This window comes from Pseudomonas sp. J380 (assembly GCF_009827115.1).
GTDB classification, from domain to species: Bacteria; Pseudomonadota; Gammaproteobacteria; order Pseudomonadales; family Pseudomonadaceae; genus Aquipseudomonas; species Aquipseudomonas paracarnis.
This window is the reverse complement of the sequence record NZ_CP043060.1, coordinates 4,192,165-4,218,443: the sequence shown is the minus strand read 5'-3', so window position 1 is coordinate 4,218,443 and position 26,279 is coordinate 4,192,165. Positions and strand designations below refer to the sequence as shown.

The following is a 26,279-nucleotide window of genomic DNA, read 5'->3' as shown; positions in this document are numbered from 1 at the left end:
TTGACTTGCCCAGCACGGCCCACCGCCGCCTGAGTCCCTTCCAAGCTCGCTAGACAGCCAACGATCAAGACCGCTGACCGCTCGCTGCGAGCAATTCCTTCAAGATCGTTGCCGGGTCGGCCCGCTGTTGCTTGCGGTAGTTGCCAACATGGCGAACGAACAGTGTCGCGCGCGTCACCAGGCTCTTGCCGAGCACTGGCTTGCGATCCAACTCTTCCTTGATCCGTTGAAACTGCGCCTGGATCACCGCATCGGTGTAGCGCGTGCCGGTGGCCAGGTTGTCGATGTAAATCGCCACCGCGCCGTCCAACGCGCTGCGTCCATTGGTGATGGCCATGTCGAACAGCTGCGTGCTGGCCTCGTCCTTGCTGTCCACCGCCTGCTGGCGACTCTTCTGCAGGTTGGCCAGGCGGATGTTGTAGTTGCTGATGGTCTCGGCCACCAACGCCGCCGACTGGATCAAATTGCCCGCCGCTTCTTCGCGTTGCTGGGCGATCAGCGACACGTTGCGCTTGAGCTCTTCGTTGACCAGGCCCAGTTCGGCTTGCAGCTTGGGATCGACACTGGCGGCGATGATGCTGTCCAGGCGTTTGGTCGGGTCCTGGGCGTCGTCGATGGCATCGGTCAGCGCGGCCAGGCGGCCTTCCTTCTGCCACTGGGCGAACAGCTCCTTGTAGCGCGAGCGCGGCGCCGACAACGCGCCAATCGCCACGCGAAAACCGGTGGTCTCGTTGCTTTGCTCGGTGCCATCAGCGGCAAACAGCGGGTATTCGCGGCGCATGCCGGTGAACAACGTGCCCTCGCCTTCCAGGTAGTTGCCGCCCTTGACCACAAAGCCGCCGTAGGTGCCCTGGCGGCGGCCAGCGTGTACCAGTTGGAAGGATTCCTGGACCATTTCCGCGGCGTTGCCGATCACGTCGAACATGCCGATGGGGTTAGGTAATTTGGTGCCGATGGGCATCAACCGCGCTGCCTGGCCGGTGCCGCCGGCCACTTGGTTGAACACCGCGTAATCGGCCAGCGGGCCATCGCTTTCACTGCCCTCGACGCGCCGTGGATACAGCCGGCCTTCCAGGTCCTGGCGGCTCACCGCCTGGCCGCCGCGCGCGGCGTACTCCCATTCCACTTCGGTGGGCAGGCGCACAAATCCCAGGCCACCGTCTTCGGTCGACGCACCGCGCCCGCTCACCGGCAGCAGTTCGCGGTGGTATTTCATCAGCCAGGCGCTGTACACCGCCGAGAAACGCTCGGCTTCAAAGCGCGACAGTTTCACCTTGGGCAAACGCCCGGCCATGCCCGTGGGCGCATCACACGCCGGCGCCGGTTCGCCGCTGGCCAGGGACTGCGCCTGGGCCATCACCTGGGCGTATTGGCGAGCAGTCACTTCGTATTTGCCAATGAAGTACAGCATGGGCTTGAGCGGGGTCTTGGCGTCGGTCTTCGGCATCTGCGGCGCGATGACCTTGCTCCAGTCCTTGGGCAAGTCCTTGAGGGTGAACTGGCCGTTGATGAAGTCGCGGCGGTAACCGGAAATAAACGACTGCTGATAACCCGCCTCGCCTTCGGCAAAGGGGTAGCCCAGGCTGATTTCACGGTCATCCAGGGTGCCCTGGGCCAGAATGTAGGCGTAGCGGAATACCATGTTACCTTCGCAGGGCAGCGGCAGGCTCACGTCGTCCGGCAACGGCTTGGGGTTGTCGAGCTTGTAACTTGCTTCATCAGCCCAGGCCAGCGAGGCCAGGCTCAGCGCCACGCAGGCGCCCAGTAATTTATACATCTCTGATTCCTTCAGAAGCCTGGATACGGGCCACCCGCCAACCACCACAGGCGGCCGCCACGGCACTGACGCCGAGCACCGCCACTAGGGCCAGGCCGTAATGGCGCGCCAACAGGTGGCTGGCGTACTCGCCTGGCACCTGCACAAAAAGCTTGTTCAACGCCGCCTCAGCCAGGCCATACAGCCCAACGCTGAGCACAGCGGCAAAACCCGCGCTGTATAGCGCTTGCAGCAGCACAAACAGCAACAACGCGGCGGTGGAAAACCCCAGCAGGCGCAACACCGAGAGTTCACGGTGCTTACGCGCCACCGCCGCCAGGGTCCCCGCGAAAATCGCCGCAAACGCCCCGGCCAACGCCAACCCGGCGATGATCCAGAACACAATCGACAGGTTGCGGCTCAACGATTGCACTTGAGCGATGGTGTGCGCCTGGGTTGAAACCAACAGCTTCTGCCCGGCGAAATACACCCGCAACGGTTCCACATCACTGAGGCTGCGCGCATACAGGCGAAACGCCGGGTAGATACGCTGTTCGCTCACGCTCGCCGCTTCACCGGCCCAACCCAACGCCGGCACCGCACGGCCGTCGCGATAATCTTCCGCTGCCTCCAGCAACGCCAGATCGGCAAACAGACCCTCGCGAGCGAAGGCCTCCAGCGGCAACACCGCCAACACCTGCAACCGCGTGCGCTGGGCCTCGACGCGCCCCGCCACTTGCCGCGCAAAGCTGGTTTCCAGCCAATCACCGGGCCTTGCCGCGAGCTTTTCGGCGGCGGTATGGCTGAGCACGATCTGGCCCAGGCCGTGGGGCATCGGCAAGCCTGCCAGCAACGGGTCGCCTGCGGCAGTCGGCAGCATTTCCAGGGTCAAGGTGCCCACCTGCGCCGTGGCCGCAATCTGCCGTGTGCGCGGCACAGCAAACGCCACATCGCTGCGCTCACCCAGTTGCGCGATAAACGCCGAGCTGAATCGACCACCGCCCAACGGGATGATTTCACGGCTGGCGGGGTCGGTCTCCAAGCGTTCGGTCAAACTGCTAACCAGTCCAAATTTCAGCCCGAATAACACCAGCAATGGCGCGATAACCGCCACCAATGCCAACACCGAACAGGCCGACAGCCACCCATCGTTGCGGTAGTCCTGCCACGCAAGCGAAGCAACCAGGCCGATGCGCATCAGCACGCCTCCCCGAGGGTTGCGGTGACGCCGCCGTCTGGGTCGCGCTGGCAACTGATTCGCCGCACCTGCAAGCCACTGGCGCGGGCCAGCGGTTCGTCATGGGTGGCGATCACACAGGCCGTACGGTGTTCGCGGGCCTGGGCCAGCAGCGCCTGCATCACGCGCTCGGCGTTGAGCGGGTCCAGGGACGCCGTCGGCTCATCAGCCAGCACCAGTTGCGGCCCATGGGCCAGAGCCCGCGCACAGCTGACCCGCTGGCGTTGGCCCACCGACAACGCCGCCGGGCGCTTGGCCAACTGATCGCTGATCTGCAACTGCTCAGCCAGGCGCGCCACGCGGCCGTCGTCCTGCAAGCCCAGCAGTTGGCGCGACAGCGCGATATTGCCGCGCACGTCCAGAAACCCCAGCAACCCCCCGGTCTGCGGCACATAGCCCAAGTGCTGGCTGCGTAACGCGGCCAGCGCCGATTGCCGGTCGGCACGCCACAGCGCGCCGACGTCGTGTTGGTTGAATGCAAACTGCCCCACCTGATCCGGCGCCAACACCAGCGCCAGCAGGTCGAGCAAGGTGCTCTTGCCGCAACCACTGGGGCCGACAATTGCCAGTTGTTCACCCGCGCCCAGCTGCAACGCAGGGATCGCCAGGCTGTAGCGCTGGCTACCGACGCCCCGGCTCTTGTGCACCGCGCTCAGGTTCAACATTACGGCAGCGTCGACAGCGGCACGCGATACAACGCATCGCCCGGTTCGGCATCGCCGAAACGGACCCAGTTGGCCACGTCGTTATGGAAGGTTTCATACAGGCGGATTTTCGAATCCAGCTCGTCGATAAAGTCTTCCTGCTCGGCCACGCTCAATGACAACCACAGGTCCTGGGTCATGTTCAGCGACTTGCTGCGGTACGGTAGGCCCTCCAGGTATTCACCGAGCAGGCCGCCGTCAGCCAGGTTGCCGCCCTTGCGCAGGGCCTGCGGGTCGCGGCTCATATAGGCCGAGGCGCTGGCGATCTCCTGGAAGAAATCCTTGGGCGAGCTTTGTGTTTTGCGCGCTGCATCCACGATCAACTTCAACGATTGTTGCAGGTCGTTGAGTTGCAGCTTGGTCAACATCACGCACACCTGGAACGCTGGCAGCGCCGGGTTGGTTAGGTCACGATCAGCGGTCCAGGCGCTGACCAATTGCGGTGCCTGGCTCGCGGTCTTGCGCCCGAGAAAGTCCATGTGCATGGCATAGCCGACGGCGGCGGACTTGTCCGCCAGGCTCGGCGCGGCACTGAGCAACGGCACGGGCTGCGGCGTGTTGCTGCGCACCTGATGCACCAGGTTGGCGAACACCGTGCCGATCTCATCGACGCGCTCACCCAGCTTGCGCACATCGCCCCCTGGCACCGGCGTGTACAGGTCGCCGATCTGCGGGTTGGCGTCGGCGGTGAGGACGCGATACTGGCTCTCGGCGCCGGCATGGGTTTTCTTGCCGGCATCGGTGCGCAGGTGCAGCGCGTAGATCTTGATCTGCTTGCCCAGCGCCGCCTGGCGCACTTCCGCTTCGTTCATCTGGGTGGCGGCGAACGGGTCGTTCTTGCGCAGCGCGCCGGCATCGGAAACCAGCAGGATGATGCGCCCGCCGTAGCCGGACCAATCCATGCCGTCCACTGCCTGCATCACCCCGGCAAACGCATCTTCGTTGAACGAGTGGCTGGACACCGTCGACGCTTTGACCTGGCGCGCCATATCCAGAAAGCGCTGCGGGTCGCGACCTTGGTCGAGGCTGATCAGGGTCTTGGCGACATACTCAAGGCCCGGGGTTTTCTGGATGCTGCTGCGAAAGCCGACCATGCCGAAGCTGACGCTGTCCAACTCGCCGCGCTCGGCAATGCGGGTTTGTAGCTCATGCACCACGTCGCGAATCTGGTCGATGTAGGGCTGCATCGACACGGTGGTGTCCACCACCAGCACCACCGCCGTGCGGAATGCGTCGGCATTCGCGCTGAGCGTCGGGCTGGCCGGTCTGGCAGCGGCGCGGCTGCCTGGGTCGATGGAGGCCACGTTGAGCAACTGCACCGGCTGGCCGTTGTCGTCGAAGCTCTCTTTGGAATCGAAGATCGGCAACAGGTAGAACTGGTTCTGCGGCACCGCGCTGGCGGTGGGTTCCAGGGCCAGGACTTGCTGGTTGTCTTCTCGGTTGTTCTGCGCCTTGGCCAAGGCGCTTTTCGCTGCAGCAGGGTCAGCCAGTAGTTTTTCCACCTCACCGGGCTGGCGCAGGAACATCACGGGCGCCCGGCCTGAGCGCTCGGTGAACTTGAGCACCAGGCTTTGTTTCCAGTCGCTGACCTGGGAGGCCGGCAGCCAACCGTCGCTGCGACCATCGGTAGCGGCGCCGACGCGCACCCACGGGCTGCCATCGACTTCTTTGCGCTGATACACGTAGAGCACGGAAAACGCCGGCAGCGCTCTACCCGGCGGGCTCCCAGCGTCCACTGAAAGCAGGGCGCCGGGTTTGCTGAGTACACGCTGGAACAAGGTTTTCTTGCCTGCCATCAGCAACGGGCGCTGACCGCCATCCACTTCAGCGACAGCCACGGGCGGCGTCACCTTGGGCGCCACGGCGGCTGGCGGCTTGGCCGGTTCATCGCCGCCGTTCAACCACCAGTAGCTGGCGCCGCCAATGGCCAACGCGACGGCGACCGCCACAGCGGCCAAGGCCAATACCGGCCCACGGCGCTGCTCGGACGGAGCATTGTGCTGCGTCGGCGTGACCACCGGTTGACGCACTATTGGCTGCGGTTGCGGTTTATCCGTCGGAATGTCGATGGTGACAGGCGTGATGCCCGCCAGATCAACGCTCAATGGAATCGGCAGCGGCCGTACCAGCGTGGCATCCGATTCATCAGCAGGCAGTTGATCCAGCGCCAACAACAACGCTGCCGCATCCGGATAACGCTCCGCCGGGTCCTTGGCCAACAACTTGCGCAGCACCCCCTGGTAGCGCCCGTGATGCACCGGCAATTCCGGCAAGGGTTCAGTCAAATGCGCCAGAGCGGTGGAAAGCGCATCGGTGCCGTTGTAAGGCAGCTTGCCGACGAGGATTTCATACAGCACCACGCCCAGCGCGTAGAGGTCGGCGCGGCCATCGATCTCCTGACCCCGCGCCTGCTCGGGGCTCATGTAGCTCGGCGTGCCCACGGCAAACCCGGCCTGGGTGAATTGGGTGCGATCGTCCAGCGACTTGGCAATCCCGAAGTCCGACAACACCGCCGTGCCATCGGCCCGGAACAGAATGTTCGCCGGCTTGACGTCGCGGTGCACCAGCCCTTGGGCATGGGCATAGCCCAGGGCCGAGGCAATCTGGCGGATGAGCGTCACGCCCTGCTCCGGGGTCAGCCCAGCAGCAATGCGCTCCTTGAGCGTGCCATTGGGCAGGTATTCCATGGCCATGTAATACAGCTCACCGACGTTGCCGATGTCATGGATGGTCACCGTGTGCGGGTGTGACAAACGCGCCAGCGTCTTGCCCTCGCGCAGGAAGCGTTCGCAGAAACTCGGGTCGGCCGCCAGCGCTGCCGCCATCACCTTCAACGCCACCTTGCGCTCCAGCGAGCGCTGGGTCGCCAAGTACACGCTGGCCATGGCGCCTTCGCCAATCTCGCCTTCGATGTCATAACCCGGGATGACGATGTTCATGACGAGACCTTCACGACGAGGGTGGTGATGTTGTCTGGTGCGCCGCGATTGAGCCCCAAGTGCACCAGGCTGCGCACGATTTCATCCGGCGCGTCATGGCTGAGCACGTCGCGGATTTCATGGTCTTCGACGGTCTTGTTGAGGCCATCACTGCACAGCAAATAGCTGTCGCCGGGAGCGATTAACAGGTCCACCGAGGCGACGTCCAACTGGGCCTCCACGCCAATGGCGCGGGTGACGATATTGGAGCGCGGGTGGGTGCGGGCGTCGGCTTCGCTGAGCAGGCCGCTGTCTTGCAGGTCTTGCACGTAGCTGTGGTCGCGGGAAATGCTTTCCAGCACGCCGTCGCGCAAGCGGTACAGGCGGCTGTCGCCGGCCCACAGGCACACCCCGCGCAAGCCGCGCGCGGCGAACACCACCACGGTGCTGCCCATCATGGTCACGCCACGGTTGGCGGTTTCTTCGCGCACGGCCGCGTTGATGCGCAGCAGGTCATTGCGCAGCGCCGCCGAGTATTCGTCCAGGGAGCGGCCCAGCGGCACATGGCGCAGGCTGTCGACGATCAAGCTGCTGACATAGTCCCCCGCCGCGTGCCCGCCCATGCCATCGGCCACCACCCACAGGCGGTTTTCCGGCAGGTCCAGAAAGGCATCTTCGTTGACTTGGCGAACCATGCCCACATGGCTTTTGCTCGCGGATTCGTACGTCACGCCCATCTACACCACACCTTCTTGTCCGAGCAAAAACTGCGCAAAATCGCTGGCGGCAGGCAGGCCCTGGCACCGTAATAAACCGGGGGAGATACGCTGCGAACCTCGCCCCCACCACAGGCTTGCGCCCTCGCACGCCTGTTCGGCCAGCGCGGTCATACGCTGGTGCGGCACGGTGGCTGCCACCCTTTGCAGGCCGGCAAAACGGCTGTCCACCGCTCGCGGCTCGCTGGCCGGTACGCCCAACTCGTCGAGCCCGGCGTTGAAGCTTTCGAAGGTCGCGCCGCTGTCGAGGGTGCTGAGCAACAAGGTTTCAGCCTGCTCGAACCAGGCGTCCGAACCGCCCACCAGCGACGCCGGGTTGGTGTCGTGATCCAGCAAGGTCACCACCGCCAGCGGAAAATACCGCCCGACCCGGTCAATGCTCGGCATCACCACGCCCGCCGCCGCATCCGGCCCGCACACGCCCGGCGCCAGCACAAAGCGCCACAACGGGCTGACCAGGTACGCATTCAGCCAGTCAGCGCCGAGGCTGTTCTGGCTGGCGAGCAAACCCGCTGCCAGCCAGCTGTCCCACGGGCCTATAAAGCTCTGGGGCAAGGCGCGGCTGACGAAGTCCCCGCGGCTGGCCAACTTGCCGTAGAAACCCAGGGCCGTCATAGCCGCTCCGGCAGGCTGAAGCCGCTGAGCACGCGGCTCTTGAACGGGTTGAACGCACTGTTGGCGCGCAACTCGTAGGCGATGCTCGCGCCATCGACCCGCAGGCGCAGGTTGAAACGGTCCGGCGAGTTGCCTGCGGTGAGGTCTGATTGCTCCAGCAGACGGAACCAGGCCCACGGGCCGTCCAGGGTGATGCCGGAGCGACCACTGGCCGACGGCGGCATGATAGAAATACGCACCACGCCAATGCTGCCGGGGTTCGGCCATTGCATCGCTACCGGGCGGCTCGGGCCGTGGTCGTAGCTCAATTGCTGGCCGTCCAGGTCAAGCAGGAACTGAGTGATGGTAGGGTCCATCGACACCGGCTTGAGTTCGAAACGCACGATGGGTTGGGTGCCACCGGAGCGGAAGAACGCGTCCCGAATCGACGCCGCACGCTGGAAGGTTTGCAGCACGCCAGGAGCAATCCCCAGCTTCTGCGCCGCCCCAGGTTGCCAGCGCCAGGTCTGTGCCGATGTGTCCACATAGGGCTGCAGGTATTTGCGGAAGTAGTTGTCCATCACCCCGCCCACGCCGAAGAACTGGCCGAAGTCATCCAGGGTGGCGTCCCGCGCACTGCCCGGCGACATTGGGTAACGCCCGGCCAACGACTGGCGATACACGTTGACCACCTCACTGACCCACGCCGCGTTCAGCTGGTTACGCACCCCGCCCATCATGCTGTTGGTGGTGGAATTGACCACCGACTTGACCATGCCCTGCACCAGCGGCGGCTGACGCTCGGCGTTCAGGCTGACCCGCGTGGCCGCAGCCGCCGCCTGGTTCTTGGCCTCACCGAGCAAGGCATCGCCGCTGGCACCGACCATGGCACTGACCTGCACATACAGCGCATTCATGTCCGACAGCAGGCCGTCGATGGCCGCCGGTTCGCCTTCGTTTTTGCTGACGATGCTGTTGAGTTCGGCAAAGTGCGCGGTCACCGGATCATCCGCCGGTGCCGGGGCATTCGCCGTCGGTTGTGCCTCGCCCAGCAAGCTGCCGAGGCGCTCCTTGAGCTTGTCCACGCCGCCCTCCACCGGCACGCCTTTGGCGGCCAGTTGGCGTTCTTCGGCTTGCAGGTCGGTTTCCCTGGCGACCGCCACCAACAGTTTTTTCAGCGGCGAGGTGGGACCGGAAATCACCCGCAGCACATCGGCGGCCTGTGCCACGCTGGTGATCGGCACAAAGTCGATGTCGGCGAGCAACGAGTCCCACTGGCGCTGGTAATCCTGGAAGTACAAACGGCGCACGTCGGCGGCCAGGCTCACCACGTTCTGCTGGTCGGCCTGTTCATGGCCCAGCACCCATTGCTCTTCGGCCAGGGTGCCGGTCTGGTTCAGACTGCTGAGCAAAAACGCCTGGCGATAGCCCTTGGCAGTAAAGAAACCACTCAACGGCTCGCCCAACGGCTTGCCGCTCTTGCGGCTGAACACTAGCGCGGCATCGCGACCGGCGGCCTCATTGAGGCGAAAGTCCGGGATACCTTCGGGCAGTTTCTGGCGCTTGACGCGGTCGTACACGCGCTGGGCTACCGGCAATTGCTGCAACTGTCGACGCAAATCGTCGATCAGCCGTGGGTCCAGGCGTGCGCTCGGCGGGTGGCGTTCGAACAGCGCCTGCAAGTGCCCGGCCAGGGCCTGACGCTGGTCGGCCGGCAGGTCGCGGGGCAGGTTGCGGTCCCAGTCCAGGGCGATCCAGGCCTTGATGAAGTCGGGGTCGTAATGCTCGGTGTCGGCGAGCATCAGGTAAGCCTTGAGGCCCTCGTAGAGAAAGTCCGAGTTACCGCCGCCGTGCAGTTGCTCTTCGATACGCGTCACCAGGCGTGGCGCGAACACGGCGATCAACAGTTTGCGGTACACGCTGGCGGACTCGGCTTCGAGCATATCGCCCTGGTACAGCCCCAGCCCTTCGGACCAGCTCGGCGAATCCCCCGCCAGGTTCTTCACCGCATTGAGCAACGGCAGCACGGCGAGCACTTCCCGTTGTGCCGGACTCAGGTTCTGTACGGTCTGGCCCAGGGGCGCGACCTTCTGATCGACCTGGGCGATATACGCTTGGTTAGCGCGATAGCTCACCCACCACAGGCTGCTGACCACCACCACCAGCGCGACGGTGGCCGCCAGTACGCCACGGGCGATCCACTTGCGACGCCGTTCGACCTTCGGGTTCACACCCACCAAACCACGCTCGGCAAAGGCCACGGCGGTGAAGAGTTTTTCGATGAAGTAACTGCGCCCGGTACCGCTCTGGCGCGCCAGGTGCTGGCGGTCCAGGTTCATACTCTGGGCCATGGCACCGATCAGGCGGTCAATCGGGCTGCCTTCCTGGGTGCCGCTGGTGAAGTACACGCCACGCAGCAACACGCGCTCTTCAAAAGCGTTGGGTTTGAACACGCCTTCGAGGAAGCTTTGCAGGCAATCTTTCAGCGCGCCGAACTGCTGCGGGAAGCCGTAGATCAGGTCGCGTCGTGCCGGGTCGCGTTCCTGCTGCAAGCGCTCGACCAGGCGTTCGTTGAGACGCTGCTCCAAGCCCGCGAACTCGCTTTGCAGGTGCGCCAGCGGGCTGTCGCTGTTTTTGCCGTCGTCCAGGGCAAAGGTCATGCCCCACACCTGGGCGCGCTCTTCCTTGCTCAGGTTGTCGAAGAACTCCATGAAGCCCGGCACCAGGTCGAGCTTGGTGAGCATCAGGTAGATGGGGAAACGCACGCCCAGCTGCGTATACAACTCCTGGATGCGCAGGCGAATCGCGGCGGCATGGGCTGCGCGCTCGGCGTCGGTGCCCAGCAGCAGATCCGAGAGGCTGATGGCGATAAACGCCCCGTCGATCGGCCGGCGCGAACGCTGCTTTTTCAGCAAGTCGAGAAAGCCCAGCCAGGCGGCTTTGTCCACCGTGGAGTTGCTGTCCTGGGTGGTATAGCGGCCAGCGGTGTCGAGCAATACGGCCTGGTCGGTAAACCACCAGTCGCAGTTGCGCGTACCACCCACGCCCCGCACCGCACCGGCACCCAATTGCGCCGCCAGCGGGAAATGCAGCCCGGAATTGACCAGCGCGGTAGTCTTGCCCGAGCCCGGCGGGCCGATGATCACGTACCACGGCAACTCGTAGAGGTTGCGGCGCTCATCGCCGCCCAGCTTGGCCTTTTTCAGCAGTGCCAGGGCTTCGTCCATGCGCTGGCGCAGCGTGGACAGCTCTTCGGCGGTCGCAACGCTGTTGGGGTCGACCGGGGTTTCTGCGGCCAGGCTGCGCATCACTTCGGCGGCCTGGCGACGGGCCTGGATAATACGGAACACGCGGTAGGTCACCCACAGCGCAAACACCAGCACGATCAGCGCCCAACGGCGCCCTTCGGGCACCAGCACGTCCAGCAGCGGGCCAACAAACCAGATGATCAGGCTCAGGGCAATCAGGCCCAGCACGGGGATCACCCAGCGAATCATGAAACTGAAAAACGCCTTCACTCGACGCCCTCCGCCAATACGGTGATTTCAACCCGACGATTGCGGGCACGGCCTTCGGCAGTACTGTTGGTAGCCAACGGCTCCGTGTCGCTGCGGCCTTCGGCACTGAAGCGCTCGGCCTGGCCGGTCTTGGCCGCGAGAATCTCCAGCACCGACTTGGCCCGGGCTTCGGACAACGCCCAGTTGGAGGGGAAGCGCAACGTGGCAATCGGGCGGTTGTCGCTGTGCCCGGTGACACGCACCTGGCCCTTGACCTTGCGAATGGCGTCAGCGATGCGCAGCATCAGCGGCTGGTAGTCATCGACGATGCTGGAGCTGGCCGAGGCGAACAGCTCATCGCCACGAATGGTCACCACAGAGCGGTCAACCTTGTCTTCCACCGCCACGCGGCCGGCCTTGATGTCATCGGCCAGAAACCCGGCCAGGCGCGGGCGCTCAATCACTTTGGGCTGCGCCACCGGACGGTCGATGGCCTGCACCGGGATCTCGCCCAGGGCATGAATATTCTTGAACACCGGCTCGGCGTCCGAGGCCAGCTTCATGCGCAGGCCGAACAGCAACGCCAACAGCAGCGCCAAGCCAATCGCCACGGCAATCCATGGCGGCATGAATTGCGCCAGGCGATCACGGGCCACGGTCACACCGCGCCAGTGCGGCGACAGCTCACGCTCGTGCTCGCCACGGGCGCTGCGTATCGCTGCGGCGGTGCGTTCACGCAAGGCTTCCAACTGGCTGCGCCCGTCGGTCATCACGCGGTAACGCCCTTCAAAACCCAGGCACATGCACAGGTACAACAGCTCCAGCAGGTACAGGCGTTCCCGTGGGCTTTGCAGACAGTGATCAAGCAACTGGAAAACCTTTTCGCCACCCCAGGCTTCGTTGTGCACGGTGATCAGCAGGCTCTGCTTACCCCAGTCACTGGTGCTGCCCCACGGCGTGCTCAGCACCGCTTCATCCAAGGCAGTGCACAGCGCGTAACGGGCCAACAGCACTTCATTGCGTGCCACACCGGCGGCTTCGGCGCGTTCTTCGAACTGGCGCAGGTACGCCAGCAACTGCGCACGCAGGCTGGCCGGCGCGGGATGGGCAATGGTGTTGCGCAACCGCGTCAACAACGCCAGCAACGGGCCGGCGGCACTTTCCAGCGGGTTGAGGCCCTGGCTCTTGCCGGTGAGGATCGGCGCAGCCGGCATCGACAGCGGCGCAGGTTCGGCACGCGCGGGTGCAGGTTCTCGGCCACCCGGGCGCGGCATGAACTGGGTGCGGTCATCATCATTGGGATGCATCGCCAATTATCCTCGGATCGCCCAGAAGGCCAGGTTCAAGCCCGGGAACTGCCCGGCGATATGGAAGGCGAAACCGCCGGAATTATTCAGCTGCTGCCAGTGCTCGCTGCCACGGTCCAGCTCGTAGTAGGTGCTGCCGGCGTGGTAAGGCAATTGGCGCGGCGCCACCGGCAACGGCAGCAGGCCGATGCCCGGCAGTTGCAGGTTGACCATGTCGCGGATGTGCTCCACCGAGCCGACCTTGCTCTGCTGGCCGAAACGCGCACGCAGGGTTTCGCCGGGCACATCGGCGCGCACCACGAGGATGAAACTGGCGTTGTCGAGCAGGGTCTTGTCGGCCAGCATCGCCACATGAATGCCGTAGGCTTTCTCCACAATCGGGATCGGCGTGGCCTTGCTGTCGATGAGCATCGACAGCGCCTCACGCAAGGCCGCCATCACCGGCATGAAGCTCAGGGCCAGGTCATCGTGCTGGTACTGCGGGTATTCCTGGGGGCGACGGCTGGAGGTTGAGAAGGTGGAAAACTCACCGGCCAGGCTGACCAGTTCGCTGAAGAAGCGCTCCGGGTGCAACGGGCTCAACTGGCTGAAGTGCTGGATCAGCGGCTGGGCGCGGTTGACCAGTTGCAGCAGCATGAAGTCGGCGATCTCCGAGGCCCCCCCGGCACCCGAGGCCACCACGCGGCCGGCCAGGGCTTCGCCACGCTGGTGCAACAGGCCCAGCAGTTCGCTGCGAAAGGCCGTCAGCGGTTTGCTCGCGGCCACGTCCAGCACGGGCGGGATGTAAGTGTCATCGAGCACCAACGCACGGTCGGCACGCTTTTCCTTGATGCGTACCAGGCCGATGGCCGCGTAGTCGCTGATGCCGTCCTGCGCCGTCAGCAGGCGCAACGCCCGCGACCCCACGGCCACCGGTGCACGGTTTTCGAACGGGGCGTTGTCGTCGCGCACTTCACGCACCTGGCTCACGTAGCGCGCGGCTTCCAGGGCCTCGCCCTCGTCCACCGTGTCACGGGCGCCGGCACGCTTGAGCGGCAGGGCCAGGTAGACCAGGCCGTCGCGCAGGTTGTCGTCGATATTCAACGGGCTCGGCGCCAGGTCGTCCTGGGGAATATTGAACGGCGTGCCATCGGGCAACAGGCCGCGGGCCGACACGATCGCCAGCTTGCCCTGGGCCAGCAGGCCCTGGTCGATCAGCAGCTCGGAGAACCCCCAGGCACCCGCCGACAACGGGCGGCTGCGGGCATCGATCAGGTTTTCCAGGTAACGGTCATGCTGCTGGAAGTGCTGCGTTCCGATGAACATGCCTTCCGACCAGACCACGCGATTGTTCCAGGACATGGGGGCTCCGATTGCTTGTTATTGGGCTGGGCTGGATGGGGAAGCCACGACGTCGGCGCGCACGGCATGCACGTCGAGGCTGATCTGGTATTCGCTGTATTGGCGCGGCGGCACGTTGATGACCGTGCGCCATTGCGCACGGTCCAACTCGCGGTAGCCCACCAGCAAGCCGATCTGGCGCGTGGACGGGTCGAGATCGCGCTGCAGGCTCAGTTGTTGGCCGGGCTGCACCATCACTTCGTCCTGGTCCAGCAGGTCGAGGCCGAGGGTGGATTGCGCACGGTCAGCCAGGGCGAAGTAATCGGAGCGTGAAAAGGTCGCGGCGTTTTTCAATTCGAAAATGCGCACCCGCACCGGCGCGGCCTGGCCGTTGGCACCGGGGTTAAGCCCGGCAATCGCGTGAAAATGCAGCTCAACGGCGGCCGTGTCAGCTTCGGCCTCGGCAGCCGCCTGGGGTTTGGCAGTGTCGTTGGCACACGCCGTCAGCAGCAGCACGGTAGCGGCTGCGAGTAAAAACCTGGGAATCATCCTGCGTCCTCAATGACGTATTTAGCTATCCGTTTTATCCATTGGTGCGAGGCGTTTTCAGCGTCGCTGTCGTGCACTGTGTTCTTCGTAGGCCCGGCTGAATTCACGACCGAACAAGTCCTGGAAATCGTCCTGGGCCTCGCGGGAAATGTTGCTGTAGAGCTCGGTGAACTGCTGCCAGTACTGGGCCTGGCGCGAACCATTGAAGAGACTGGAGAGGCCGCCGGGCTTGCCCATGCGCTCCTCCAGCTGCGCCGGTTCAAAGCGCGTGAGCAAGTGCTTGATCGCCGCTTCCACGCCAGCCATCACGGCCAACTGGTGGGCGCGCAGGTCGTCGAAACTGTCACGTACGGCAAGGTCCGGCGCCATGAACGCCTGGTTGCCATGACGCAGCAACAGCAGTAACGCTTCATCGGCATTCGGGGCGAATTTCAATGGGTTGTTTTCGGCGGGGCGGATCATTGTCTGCTGCATGCGGAACTCGCCCTTGAGGCTGGCACGGGCGCGCAATACGTCGATCAGGCCCTCGACCATCAGCCGGTAGCTGCGGCCGATGCTTTCCATCTGCGCGCAGGCGTCGGCTTTGTCCAGGCGCAACTGGTCCAGGCCCGCACCGCGCAGGAAGGCTTGCAGGAGGTCCGGTGGTGGCTCGGCATTGGCCACGGGGAGCGCAACAGGCTCGACCACGGGCGGCGACGGGATGATCGGTGCTGGGGCGGGCGCAGCATTGACGACGGGGGCGGGCGCGTCGCTGAACAGGTCCCAGTCTTCGGGAATCACCGAGCCTTGCACCAATGGCTTTTCGGGCGCCGGTACGGCCACTGGAGCCGGGGGGCGAAAATCGTGTTGCTCGGACGGCACATGATCCGCCACGGTAGGCGGCGGCACGGCGGTGGGGCTGAGGAAGTCGAACAGGTCTGGCAAGGTTTCCATGGCCGAGGCGCGCTGGAACTGCGGCGCGATCATCGGTGTGGGCGCAGGTTGGCTCGCCACGGCGCCCATCAGCGCTTCAAAGCTGTTGGGTGAGTCACCGGCAAATGGCTGGCTGTCGATGGCCTGCACGTTGAAGTCGATACGCGCCTGGATTTCGTAATCGCCGATGCGGATCAACTCACCATCTTGCAACGGCTCGCTGTTACCCCGACGCATACGAATACCCGCCTTGACCAACTCCACACCATTGGTGCTGTTATCGGTCAAGTAATAACGGCCATCTTTGTATTGAATAACGCAATGTTGCGAAGAGACGAGACGCTCAGGGTCGGGCAATACCCAGTCATTGTCAGAACTGCGGCCAATAGCCATCACGCCCTGATCCATGGACTTTTCGGGGCATTGCCCAGGGGTGATCTTGTGATAACTAGTGATAGTCAAACACAGCGACATCTTGCCTCCTTGCTGATACATCGCGCGCAGTCTACCCAGGAGGCAGCACCGCCCTGGAGAGTCCCGTCCTGTCGTACAAACGACCGCCAAAATCTGCTTTTACCAGCATGATCGCTGATCTTAACTGGCTTCCATGACAAAAATCCGCTCTGGGCGCGCCTTTCGACTCGCCAGTCGCGCAGGTTGTTAAACACCGCACATCTGTCACAGAGGGCGAATAGCTTACCTTGACAAGCCATAAGTACTACACCAAAAATGCACAACTTCTTGAACATCAGTGATGGCACAGTAGTGGCGCACTGAGTGTATGACCAAGAAAACATGCAAAGTTCATTACGCAACTAGTGCATGAATTGCCCGCCATCCAGCGGGCCGATAAGGAGATCGAATTCAGTGGATGTGCCGTTGCTGCTCACCGCCGTTTCCGCGACGTCGCCTTGTGGCGAGGACATGGAATATGACGCGCAATTTCTGCAATTGGAACGTGATGCCAAGGGCCAACCCGAACGCAGCATGGGCGACTCGATCCTGCCCGCTGAGCCGCCCGAGTGGCGCAGCATCCAGCAGCAAAGCCTCGACCTGTTGCAGCGCAGCAAAGACCTGCGCATCACCCACTTTCTGCTGCAAAGCACCCTCGCCCTCCAGGGTGTGGCCGGGCTGGCCGAAGTCCTCACGCTGATCAACGCCTTGCTGCGCCAATACTGGGCCGATCTGCACCCGCGCCTGGATGCCGACGATGACAACGACCCCACCGTGCGCATCAACGCCCTTACCGGCCTGACCTGCGAAACCAATATTCGGCTGCTGCGCGAAAGCATCCTGACACGCTCGCGCACCTTCGGGCCCGTGAGCCTGCGCGCCGCGCTCAACGCCAGCGGCCTGCAGAGTTTTGCCGATGAACAGTTGGGCAACCAGCAACTCAACGCCGCGTTCCTGGACAGCGACCCCGAACAACTGCAAGCCACCCGCGACGCCTTGAGCGCGGCGCGCACGGCGTGCGAGGCCATTGAGCAACAGGTCAATGACCAAGTCGGTTCCGCCCAGGGCGTGGACCTCAGCGCCTTGAAGCAGCCGCTCAAACAGGCCCTGCAACTTCTCAATCAAGCGGTGCCAGACACCGACAGCAGCAGCGATCCCGAGGCCGTCAGTGAAGACAATGCCCCCTCGGTCGACGCCGCCGCGCCCGCAGCCCCTCGCCCGACGGGCGACATCGCCACCCGCGACGATGTGCTGCGCAGCCTCGACAAAATCCTTGCGTACTACACCCGCCACGAGCCTTCGAGCCCGCTGCCGGTGCTGTTGAACCGAGCCAAGAATCTGGTACATGCCGACTTTGCGGCCATCGTTCGCAATCTGATTCCCGATGGCATGTCCCAATTTGAAAACCTGCGCGGCCCCGACAGCGAGTAAGCCGCCGGACCGTGCAGTAACAACACCGTCGCTCAAGCGACCAGGAGCAGCAACGTGGCGAAGCAAAGTTCTCAGAAATTCATCGCGCGCAACCGTGCGCCTCGAGTGCAGATCGAGTACGACGTCGAGCTTTACGGCGCCGAGAAAAAGGTCCAGCTGCCCTTCGTGATGGGCGTGATGGCCGACCTCGCCGGCAAGCCTGCCGAGCCGCTGGCACCCGTGGCCGACCGCAAGTTCCTTGAGGTGGACGTCGACAACTTCGACTCACGCCTCAAGGCCATGCAGCCACGCGTCGCGTTCCACGTACCCAATGAGCTGACAGGCGAAGGCAACCTGAGCCTGGACATCACCTTCGAAAGCATGGACGACTTCAGCCCGGCCGCCGTGGCCCGCAAGGTCGACTCGCTGAACCAGCTGCTCGAAGCCCGCACCCAATTGGCCAACCTGCTGACCTACATGGACGGCAAGACTGGCGCTGAAGAAATCATCATGAAGGCGATCAAGGACCCGGCATTGCTTCAGGCACTTGCCAGCGCGCCCAAGCCTGCAGGGGAGCAGTAATCATGACGGACAATACCGCCCGCGAAGGCAGCCAGATCCTGGGTACCACCGAAGAAGCCAGCGAGTTCGCGAACCTGCTGCTGCAAGAATTCAAGCCCAAGACCGAGCGTGCCCGCGAAGCCGTTGAAACCGCGGTGCGCACCCTGGCTGAACAGGCCCTGGCGCAAACCGACCTGGTGTCCAACGACGCGATCAAGTCGATCGAATCGATCATCGCCGCCATCGACGCCAAGCTCACCGCCCAGGTCAACCAGATCATCCACCACCAGGATTTCCAACAACTGGAAAGCGCCTGGCGTGGCCTGCATTATCTGGTCAATAACACCGAGAGCGATGAGCAACTGAAGATTCGCGTGCTCAACATCTCCAAGCCAGACCTGCACAAGACACTGAAGAAATTCAAGGGCACCGCGTGGGACCAGAGCCCGATCTTCAAGAAGATGTACGAAGAAGAATACGGCCAGTTCGGTGGCGAACCTTACGGCTGCCTGGTGGGTGACTACTACTTCGACCAGTCGCCGCCCGACGTGGAACTGCTGGGCGAGCTGTCGAAAGTCTGCGCCGCCATGCACTCGCCTTTCATCGCTGCGGCCTCGCCGACCGTGATGGGCATGGGTTCGTGGCAGGAACTGTCGAACCCACGCGACCTGACCAAGATCTTCACCACCCCGGAATACGCCGGCTGGCGCTCGCTGCGTGAATCGGAAGACTCGCGCTACATCGGCCTGACCATGCCGCGCTTCCTGGCACGCCTGCCGTACGGCGCCAAGACCGATCCGGTGGAAGCCTTCGCCTTCGAAGAAAACACCGACGGCGCCGACAGCTCCAAGTACACCTGGGCCAACGCCGCCTACGCCATGGCAGTGAACATCAACCGTTCGTTCAAGCACTACGGCTGGTGCTCGCGCATCCGCGGCATCGAGTCTGGTGGTGAAGTGGAAAACCTGCCGGCCCACACGTTCCCTACCGATGACGGTGGCGTGGACATGAAGTGCCCGACCGAAATCGCCATCAGTGACCGCCGTGAAGCGGAACTGGCGAAGAACGGTTTCATGCCGCTGCTGCACAAGAAAAACACCGACTTCGCCGCGTTCATTGGCGCCCAGTCGCTGCAGAAACCTGCCGAATACGACGACCCGGACGCCACCGCCAACGCCAACCTGGCCGCACGCCTGCCGTACCTGTTCGCCACCTGCCGTTTCGCCCACTACTTGAAGTGCATCGTGCGCGACAAGGTCGGCTCCTTCAAAGAGAAGGACGAAATGCAGCGCTGGTTGCAGGACTGGATCCTCAACTACGTCGACGGCGACCCGGCGCACTCCACCGAAACCACCAAGGCCCAGCACCCGTTGGCGGCGGCCGAAGTGATCGTGGAAGAAGTCGAAGGCAACCCGGGGTATTACAACTCCAAGTTCTACCTGCGCCCGCACTATCAGCTTGAAGGGCTGACGGTGTCGTTGCGCCTGGTATCGAAACTGCCTTCGGCAAAAAGCGCATAAGTAACGATTGAGCTAGCTCGTTCCCACGCTCCGCGTGGGAATGCCGCCCGGGACGCTCTGCGTCCCGGTGACGCGTAGCGTCACAGGATGCGTTACCACGCAGAGCGTGGGAACGATCACCCAATCAAGTGGCATGGGCCACACAGGGAGAAAACATGGCTGTTGATATTTTCATCAAGATCGGCGACATCAAGGGCGAGTCCATGGACAAGGCCCACAAGGACGAAATCGATGTGTTGAACTGGAGCTGGGGCATGTCCCAGTCCGGCAACATGCACGTCGGCGGCGGCGGCGGCGCGGGCAAGGTGAATATCCAGGACCTGTCGTTGACCAAGTACGTCGACAAGGCTTCGCCCAACCTGATGATGCACTGCGCCAGCGGCAAGCACATCGACAAGGTCAAGCTGACCGTGCGCAAGGCCGGTGGCGAGAGCCAGGTCGAGTACATGGTGATCAACCTGGAAGAAGTGCTGGTCACCTCCTTGAGCACCGGCGGTTCGGGCAGCGATGATCGCCTGACCGAAAACGTCACCCTGAACTTTGCCCAAGTGATGGTCGACTACCAGCCGCAGAAAGCCGACGGCACCAAAGACGGCGGCGCCATCAAGTTTGGCTGGAACATCCGTTCCAACACCAAACGCTGATAGCCCTTGTGGCCGTGGCCCGGTGCCACGGCCATTGTGTCCCTCTCGCAACCCGTCCGTGGAGCTGCTTTGGTGGTAACTGAAATCGCTTCCCGCGACCGTCTGCAACCGTCCCTGCTGGACCGGTTGACCGACGAAGACCCGACCAACCCCAAGGAAAGCGCCGACAAACGCGTGCTGTCCCTGACCCAATTGAAGGCCTCGGTGCTGCGTGACCTGGCGTGGTTGCTTAACACCACCTCGTTACTCGATACCGATGCCACGCTGCACACCCCGGCCGGCACTTCGGTGGTCAATTACGGCCTGCCGGCACTGGCTGGCAACAGCGCTTCGAGCGTCGATATCAAAGCCCTGGAAGCCTTGATTTACCAGGCCATCGCCACTTTCGAGCCGCGTATTTTGCGCCACACATTGCGAGTCAAGGCGCGCATGGGCCATGGCGAGATGAATCACAACGCCCTGAGTTTCGAGATTGAAGGGGACCTGTGGGCACAGCCGGTGCCGTTGCGTTTGCTGTTGCAGACCGACGTGGACCTGGAGTCCGGCCATGTGCGCGTGCTGAATGCCGACCAGCGGAGACGCCCATGAACCCGCGCCTGCTGGAGCTGTACAACCAGGAACTGCACCACGTGCGCGAAAGCGCCGCCGAGTTCGCCAAGGAATACCCGAAGATCGCCAGTCGGCTGACCCTGTCCGGTATGGACTGCGCCGACCCGTACGTCGAACGTTTGCTTGAAGGATTCGCCTATCTCACGGCCCGCGTGCAGCTCAAGCTCGACGCCGAGTACCCGACCTTCACCCACAACTTGCTGGAAATCGCCTACCCGCATTACCTGGCACCGACGCCGTCGATGACCGTAGTGCAACTGCAGACCGACCCCGATGAAGGCTCCCTGGCCGGCGGTTTCCCGCTACCCCGTGACACGGTGCTGCGTGCCGCCCTGGGCCGTGAAACCCAGACCTGCTGCGAGTACCGCACCGCGCACCCGGTGACGCTGTGGCCGTTGCAGGTCAGCAACGCCGAATATTTCGGCAATCCCGCCGCCGTGCTCGGGCGCCTAGCCGCCAGCGAACCGAAAGCCAAGGCCGGCCTGCGCCTGACCCTGCGCACCGGTGCCGAGCTGCCGTTCAACAGCCTCGACCTGGATACCTTGCCGCTGTACCTGAGCGGCGCTGATGAACAACCGTTTCGCCTCTACGAACAACTGCTGGGCAATGCCTGCGCGGTGTTTGCACGCCAGCCCGGTGGCGATTGGGTCGAGCGCCTGCCCCAGGGCGCGTTGCGCTCGCGGGGGTTCGATGATGCCGATGCGGCCATGCCGGTGGTGGCGCGGGCGTTCCAGGGCTATCGCCTGTTGCAGGAATACTTTGCCCTGCCCCATCGCTTCCTGTTCGTTGAGTTCGCCGAGTTGAGCCGTGCGGTCAAACGGTGTGACGGCCAGGAGCTGGAACTGATCGTGCTGTTCGACCGCCACGAACCGAGCCTGGAAGGCAGTGTCGGCGCGGCGCAGTTCTTGCCGTTCTGCACGCCCGCCATCAACCTGTTCCCCAAGCGCGTGGACCGCATCCACTTGTCCGACCGGGTCAATGAACACCACGTGATCGCCGACCGTACGCGGCCGATGGATTTCGAGATTCACTCGTTGAGCGGCATCACCGGCCATGGCACCGGGCCGGAGCAGCCGTTCTTGCCGTTCTATGCGGTGCGCGATCCGTCGCGCTATGGCCGCGACCAGGCCTATTACAGCGTGCGCCGCGAGCCGCGGGTGCTGTCCAGCGATCAGCGCCGCAATGGCCCACGCTCCACTTATGTGGGCAGTGAAACCTTCGTCAGCCTGGTGGACAGCCGCCAGGCGCCGTATCGCCATGACCTGCGCCAACTGGGCGTGACGGCGCTGTGTACCAACCGCGACCTGCCGCTGTTCATGAGCGTGGGCAACGGCAAGACCGACTTCACCCTGGCCGATAGTGCGCCGGTGCTGGCCGTGCGGTGCGTCGCCGGGCCAAGCCGCCCGCGTGCCAGCCATGCGCATGACGCCAAGGCCTGGCGCCTGATCAGCCAGTTGTCGCTCAACTACCTGTCCTTGAGCGAACAGGGCCAGGGCGCCGGCGCCTTGCGCGAACTGCTGCGCCTGTACGGCGACAGCAATGACGCCGCCCTGCAATTGCAGATCGAAGGCCTGCGCGAAGTCAGCAGCAAGGCGGTGACTCGACGCCTGCCGATGCCTGGCCCGATTGTGTTTGGCCGCGGCCTGGAAATCACCTTGGAGTTCGATGAAAACGCGTTTCGCGGCACCGGCGTGTTCCTGCTCGGTGCAGTGCTGGAGCGCTTCCTGGCACGCTACGTGTCGATCAACAGCTTTACCGAGACGGTGATCCGTACCACCGAACGCGGCGAGATCATGCGATGGAAAGCCAAGCCCGGACGGCGTCCGACCCTGTGAGAACCCTGGACGCGATGCACCAGGAGCCCTGGGAATATGACTTCTTCCAGGCATTGCGGCGCATCGAGTGCGAAACGCCCGAGCTGCCACGCCTGGGCCATTCCCTGCGCCTGGCCGATGACCCGCTGCGCCTGGGGCAGCAGGCCGATTGCACCTTCGCACCCGCCACCCTCGCCTCGGTCGACCCCGGTGGCGACGGCAAGCCGGCGCGGTTGGAGCAGTTCTTTTTCGGCCTCGGCGGCCCCAACGGGCCGCTGCCGCTGCACATCACCGAGTACGTACGCGAGCGCCAACGCAATAACGCCGACAGCACCAGCAAGCAGTTCCTGGATGTGTTCCACCATCGCTTGTTGACCCTGTTCTATCGGGCCTGGGCCGAGGCGCGGCCGACGGTCAGCCATGACCGCCCGGACGATGACTACTGGTCCGCCCGCCTCGCCGCCCTGAGTGGCCGCGGGATGCCGAGCCTGCTCAATCAAGGGCTCATCCCCGATACCGCAAAGCTGCATTACAGCGGCCATCTGTCGGCGCAAACCCGCTACCCGGATGGCTTGAAAGCGATCCTCGGCGAGTATTTCGGCCTGCCGGTAGAGATCGAAGAATACGTCGGCCAATGGCTGGAACTGCCCGAACGCAGCCGCGTGGGGGTCAGCGCCAACCAGTTGGGCGTGGACTTCTGCCTGGGCAGCCACGTGTGGGACCGCCAGCACAAATTCCGCATCCGCCTGGGCCCGCTCACGCTGGATGACTACATGGGCATGCTGCCCGGCCAACAGCCGTTCAACGAGCTGGTGGCGTGGGTGGCCGAGTACCTGGGCCATGAATTGGACTGGGACTTGAACCTGGTTTTGCAACAACCCGAAGTTCCGGCGCTGCAACTCAACGGCCAGTTCCGCCTGGGCTTCAACACCTGGCTCGGCCAACCTGCGCATGACGCCAACGACCTAATCCTGGCCCGGCATTACGCCGACCACGCCACCACCTCAAGGAATCCAGAGCATGGGTGAAATCAGTCGCGCCGCACTGTTCGGCAAACTCAACAGCGTGGCCTACAAAGCCATCGAAGCCGCCACCGTGTTCTGCAAGTTGCGGGGCAATCCGTATGTGGAACTGGCCCACTGGTTTCACCAGTTGCTGCAACTGCAGGACTCGGACCTGCACCGCATCATCCGCCAGTTCAACGTGGAGCCGGCGCGCCTGGCCCGTGACCTCACCGAAGCCCTGGATCGCCTGCCGCGTGGCTCGACGTCGATCACCGACCTGTCGTCCCACGTGGAAGAAGCCGTAGAACGCGGCTGGGTGTATGGCAGCCTGATGTTCGGCGAAAGCCAGGTGCGCACCGGTTATCTGGTGCTGGGCATCTTGAAGACACCGAGCCTGCGCCATGCGCTGCTGGGTTTGTCCGGCGAGTTCGACAAGATCAAGGCCGAGGCCCTGAGCGAGCGCTTTGATGAATACGTCGGTGACTCGCCAGAAAATGCCTTGAGCGCCAGCGATGGCTTCAATGCCGGCGTCCCTGGCGAGGCCAGCGGTGCCATGGCGCCCAGCGCGATGGGCAAGCAGGAAGCGCTCAAGCGCTTCACTGTGGACCTGACCGAACAGGCCCGCAGCGGCAAGCTCGACCCAATCGTGGGCCGTGACGAGGAGATTCGCCAACTGGTGGATATCCTCATGCGTCGGCGCCAGAACAACCCGATCCTCACTGGTGAGGCCGGGGTGGGCAAGACCGCCGTGGTCGAAGGTTTCGCCCTGCGTATCGTCGCCGGTGACGTACCGCCTGCGCTCAAGGACGTGGAACTGCGCAGCCTCGACGTGGGCCTGTTGCAAGCCGGCGCCAGCATGAAAGGCGAGTTCGAACAGCGCCTGCGCCAGGTCATCGAAGACGTGCAGGCTTCACCCAAGCCGATCATCCTGTTTATCGACGAAGCCCATACCCTGGTAGGTGCCGGTGGCGCCGCCGGCACCGGTGACGCGGCCAACCTGCTCAAGCCTGCCCTGGCCCGTGGCACCTTGCGTACCGTGGCTGCCACCACGTGGGCCGAGTACAAAAAGCACATAGAGAAAGACCCGGCCCTGACCCGCCGTTTCCAGGTGGTACAGGTTGCCGAGCCGTCGGAAGACAAGGCCCTGCTGATGATGCGCGGCGTGGCTTCCACAATGGAAAAACACCACCAGGTGCAGATCCTCGACGAAGCTCTGGAAGCCTCGGTGAAGCTCTCCCACCGCTACATTCCGGCGCGCCAGTTGCCGGACAAGTCCGTGAGCCTGCTGGACACCGCCTGCGCCCGCGTCGCCATCAGCCTGCACGCGGTCCCCGCGGAAGTGGACGACAGCCGTCGCCGTATCGAAGCCCTGGAAACCGAGCTGCAAATCATCGCCCGTGAGCATGCGATCGGCATTGCCATTGGAGCGCGTCAAACCCATAGCGAAGCGCTGCTGACCGCCGAACGTGAGCGTCTGGCCACGCTGGAAAGCCGTTGGGCCGAAGAGAAAACCCTGGTGGATGAGCTGCTCGCCACCCGCGCAACCCTGCGCGAAAAGGCCGGGGTTGTGGACAGCGGCAACGATGAACTGCGTGCAAAACTGGTCGATCTGCAACAGCGCCTCACCGCCCTGCAAGGCGAGACCCCGTTGATCCTGCCGACCGTGGATTACCAGGCCGTGGCCTCGGTGGTCGCCGACTGGACCGGCATCCCGGTGGGCCGCATGGCCCGCAACGAACTGGAAACCGTGCTCAACCTCGACCAGCACCTGAAGAAACGCATCATCGGCCAGGACCATGCCCTGCAAATGATCGCCAAGCGCATCCAGACCTCCCGCGCCGGTCTCGACAACCCGAGCAAGCCGATTGGCGTGTTCATGCTGGCCGGTACCTCGGGTGTGGGCAAGACCGAAACTGCCCTGGCCCTGGCCGAAGCCATGTACGGCGGCGAGCAGAACGTCATCACCATCAACATGAGCGAGTTCCAGGAAGCCCACACCGTGTCCACACTCAAGGGCGCGCCACCGGGCTATATCGGCTACGGCGAAGGCGGTGTGCTGACCGAAGCGGTACGGCGCAAACCCTACAGCGTGGTGCTGCTCGATGAGGTGGAGAAAGCTCACCCGGACGTGCACGAGATTTTCTTCCAGGTGTTCGACAAGGGCGTGATGGAAGACGGCGAAGGCCGGGTGATCGACTTCAAGAACACCCTGATCCTGCTGACCACCAATGCCGGTACCGAACTGATTTCCCACGTCTGCAAGGACCCGGCGAACACCCCCGAGCCCGAGGAAATCGCCAAGGCCCTGCGCCAGCCGTTGCTGGAGATTTTCCCACCGGCCTTGCTCGGTCGCCTGGTGACCATCCCGTACTACCCGCTGAGCGACGAGATGCTCAAGGCGATCACACGCCTGCAACTGAACCGCATCAAGAAGCGTGTGGAGAACACCCATAAAGTCGCGTTCGAGTATGACGACGCAGTGGTCGACCTGATCGTCTCGCGCTGCACCGAAACCGAAAGTGGCGGGCGCATGATCGATACCATCCTCACCAACAGCCTGCTGCCGGACATGAGCCGCGAATTCCTCACGCGCATGTTGGAAGGCAAGGCACTGGCGGGGGTGCGGATCAGCAGTCGGGATAATGAATTGCACTACGACTTCAGCGACACCGAATAACTATTGTTGGAATACGG

At 63.6% G+C, this 26,279-nt stretch carries 19 protein-coding genes; 8 read left to right on the top strand and 11 right to left on the bottom strand.

Going from position 1 to position 26,279, the window contains the following annotated elements:
- Positions 1-64 precede the first annotated feature (64 nt).
- From FXO12_RS18935 to tagH, 11 genes are read right to left on the bottom strand one after another with little or no spacing between them, the layout of a single operon-like run.
- Entirely contained in the window at positions 65-1,777 is a 1,713-nt protein-coding gene (locus FXO12_RS18935) for an SUMF1/EgtB/PvdO family nonheme iron enzyme (protein ID WP_057975248.1), read from the bottom strand.
- Complete coding sequence (locus tag FXO12_RS18930) at positions 1,770-2,954, bottom strand: FtsX-like permease family protein (protein ID WP_057975247.1); 1,185 nt, start codon at positions 2,952-2,954, stop codon at positions 1,770-1,772. The genes FXO12_RS18935 and FXO12_RS18930 overlap by 8 nt, the downstream gene beginning before the upstream one ends.
- Positions 2,954-3,658, bottom strand: coding sequence for an ABC transporter ATP-binding protein (locus FXO12_RS18925; RefSeq protein WP_034129102.1), 705 nt, complete (start codon positions 3,656-3,658; stop codon positions 2,954-2,956). Before FXO12_RS18925 ends, FXO12_RS18930 begins: the two co-directional genes overlap by 1 nt.
- A complete protein-coding gene (locus FXO12_RS18920) occupies positions 3,658-6,636 on the bottom strand; it encodes a serine/threonine-protein kinase (RefSeq protein WP_054896047.1) in 2,979 nt (992 codons plus the stop codon). The genes FXO12_RS18925 and FXO12_RS18920 overlap by 1 nt, the downstream gene beginning before the upstream one ends.
- On the bottom strand, positions 6,633-7,352 hold the full coding sequence (locus FXO12_RS18915) for a PP2C family serine/threonine-protein phosphatase (RefSeq protein ID WP_034129104.1): 720 nt from the start codon (positions 7,350-7,352) through the stop codon (positions 6,633-6,635). The genes FXO12_RS18920 and FXO12_RS18915 overlap by 4 nt, the downstream gene beginning before the upstream one ends.
- Positions 7,353-8,006 (bottom strand): type VI secretion system-associated protein TagF, encoded by a 654-nt coding sequence (gene tagF, locus FXO12_RS18910; RefSeq protein WP_014720494.1) that lies wholly within the window; start codon positions 8,004-8,006, stop codon positions 7,353-7,355. It abuts the gene before it with no gap.
- On the bottom strand, positions 8,003-11,503 hold the full coding sequence (tssM, locus tag FXO12_RS18905) for a type VI secretion system membrane subunit TssM (RefSeq protein ID WP_057975246.1): 3,501 nt from the start codon (positions 11,501-11,503) through the stop codon (positions 8,003-8,005). The genes tagF and tssM overlap by 4 nt, the downstream gene beginning before the upstream one ends.
- On the bottom strand, positions 11,500-12,789 hold the full coding sequence (locus FXO12_RS18900) for a DotU family type VI secretion system protein (protein WP_054896050.1): 1,290 nt from the start codon (positions 12,787-12,789) through the stop codon (positions 11,500-11,502). Before FXO12_RS18900 ends, tssM begins: the two co-directional genes overlap by 4 nt.
- Before the next feature lie 6 nt (positions 12,790-12,795).
- Positions 12,796-14,130, bottom strand: coding sequence for a type VI secretion system baseplate subunit TssK (tssK, locus tag FXO12_RS18895; protein ID WP_003195550.1), 1,335 nt, complete (start codon positions 14,128-14,130; stop codon positions 12,796-12,798).
- An 18-nt stretch (positions 14,131-14,148) separates the two neighbouring features.
- Entirely contained in the window at positions 14,149-14,658 is a 510-nt protein-coding gene (gene tssJ / locus FXO12_RS18890) for a type VI secretion system lipoprotein TssJ (RefSeq protein WP_034129109.1), read from the bottom strand.
- Positions 14,659-14,715: 57 nt separating this feature from the next.
- Positions 14,716-16,044, bottom strand: a complete 1,329-nt coding sequence (gene tagH, locus FXO12_RS18885) for a type VI secretion system-associated FHA domain protein TagH (protein WP_057975245.1) — start codon at positions 16,042-16,044, stop codon at positions 14,716-14,718.
- 393 nt (positions 16,045-16,437) lie between these two features.
- Between tagH and tssA the strand changes: the two genes are divergently transcribed.
- The 8 genes from tssA (at position 16,438) to tssH (ending at position 26,262) form a co-directional block, all read left to right on the top strand.
- Complete coding sequence (gene tssA / locus FXO12_RS18880) at positions 16,438-17,454, top strand: type VI secretion system protein TssA (protein WP_054896052.1); 1,017 nt, start codon at positions 16,438-16,440, stop codon at positions 17,452-17,454.
- A gap of 54 nt (positions 17,455-17,508) precedes the next feature.
- Positions 17,509-18,015, top strand: coding sequence for a type VI secretion system contractile sheath small subunit (tssB, locus tag FXO12_RS18875; RefSeq protein ID WP_003195557.1), 507 nt, complete (start codon positions 17,509-17,511; stop codon positions 18,013-18,015).
- Positions 18,016-18,017: 2 nt separating this feature from the next.
- Positions 18,018-19,514: a type VI secretion system contractile sheath large subunit gene (tssC, locus tag FXO12_RS18870; protein WP_003195559.1), complete on the top strand. Its 1,497-nt coding sequence runs from the start codon at positions 18,018-18,020 to the stop codon at positions 19,512-19,514.
- 155 nt (positions 19,515-19,669) lie between these two features.
- Positions 19,670-20,158 carry a type VI secretion system tube protein Hcp gene (locus FXO12_RS18865; protein WP_003195562.1) on the top strand — a complete coding sequence of 163 codons (489 nt, stop codon included), beginning with the start codon at positions 19,670-19,672 and terminating at the stop codon, positions 20,156-20,158.
- A 72-nt stretch (positions 20,159-20,230) separates the two neighbouring features.
- Positions 20,231-20,746: a type VI secretion system baseplate subunit TssE gene (gene tssE / locus FXO12_RS18860; protein ID WP_034129256.1), complete on the top strand. Its 516-nt coding sequence runs from the start codon at positions 20,231-20,233 to the stop codon at positions 20,744-20,746.
- The gene (gene tssF, locus FXO12_RS18855; protein ID WP_003195564.1) at positions 20,743-22,602 is read left to right on the top strand and encodes a type VI secretion system baseplate subunit TssF; all 1,860 of its coding nucleotides are present in this window, start codon (positions 20,743-20,745) and stop codon (positions 22,600-22,602) included. The genes tssE and tssF overlap by 4 nt, the downstream gene beginning before the upstream one ends.
- A complete protein-coding gene (tssG, locus tag FXO12_RS18850) occupies positions 22,566-23,609 on the top strand; it encodes a type VI secretion system baseplate subunit TssG (RefSeq protein ID WP_057975244.1) in 1,044 nt (347 codons plus the stop codon). Before tssF ends, tssG begins: the two co-directional genes overlap by 37 nt.
- Positions 23,602-26,262: a type VI secretion system ATPase TssH gene (gene tssH, locus FXO12_RS18845; RefSeq protein ID WP_054896054.1), complete on the top strand. Its 2,661-nt coding sequence runs from the start codon at positions 23,602-23,604 to the stop codon at positions 26,260-26,262. Before tssG ends, tssH begins: the two co-directional genes overlap by 8 nt.
- The last annotated feature ends 17 nt before the right edge of the window (positions 26,263-26,279 follow it).

Coding starts and splice junctions, on each gene's coding strand:
- FXO12_RS18935 (WP_057975248.1), bottom strand. CDS start 1,777: ATGTATAAATTACTGGGCGCCTGCGTGGCGCTGAGCCTGGCCTCGCTG.
- FXO12_RS18930 (WP_057975247.1), bottom strand. CDS start 2,954: ATGCGCATCGGCCTGGTTGCTTCGCTTGCGTGGCAGGACTACCGCAAC.
- FXO12_RS18925 (WP_034129102.1), bottom strand. CDS start 3,658: ATGTTGAACCTGAGCGCGGTGCACAAGAGCCGGGGCGTCGGTAGCCAG.
- FXO12_RS18920 (WP_054896047.1), bottom strand. CDS start 6,636: ATGAACATCGTCATCCCGGGTTATGACATCGAAGGCGAGATTGGCGAA.
- FXO12_RS18915 (WP_034129104.1), bottom strand. CDS start 7,352: ATGGGCGTGACGTACGAATCCGCGAGCAAAAGCCATGTGGGCATGGTT.
- tagF (WP_014720494.1), bottom strand. CDS start 8,006: ATGACGGCCCTGGGTTTCTACGGCAAGTTGGCCAGCCGCGGGGACTTC.
- FXO12_RS18900 (WP_054896050.1), bottom strand. CDS start 12,789: ATGCATCCCAATGATGATGACCGCACCCAGTTCATGCCGCGCCCGGGT.
- tssK (WP_003195550.1), bottom strand. CDS start 14,130: ATGTCCTGGAACAATCGCGTGGTCTGGTCGGAAGGCATGTTCATCGGA.
- tssJ (WP_034129109.1), bottom strand. CDS start 14,658: ATGATTCCCAGGTTTTTACTCGCAGCCGCTACCGTGCTGCTGCTGACG.
- tagH (WP_057975245.1), bottom strand. CDS start 16,044: ATGTCGCTGTGTTTGACTATCACTAGTTATCACAAGATCACCCCTGGG.
- tssC (WP_003195559.1), top strand. CDS start 18,018: ATGACGGACAATACCGCCCGCGAAGGCAGCCAGATCCTGGGTACCACC.
- FXO12_RS18865 (WP_003195562.1), top strand. CDS start 19,670: ATGGCTGTTGATATTTTCATCAAGATCGGCGACATCAAGGGCGAGTCC.
- tssF (WP_003195564.1), top strand. CDS start 20,743: ATGAACCCGCGCCTGCTGGAGCTGTACAACCAGGAACTGCACCACGTG.
- tssG (WP_057975244.1), top strand. CDS start 22,566: ATGGAAAGCCAAGCCCGGACGGCGTCCGACCCTGTGAGAACCCTGGAC.
- tssH (WP_054896054.1), top strand. CDS start 23,602: ATGGGTGAAATCAGTCGCGCCGCACTGTTCGGCAAACTCAACAGCGTG.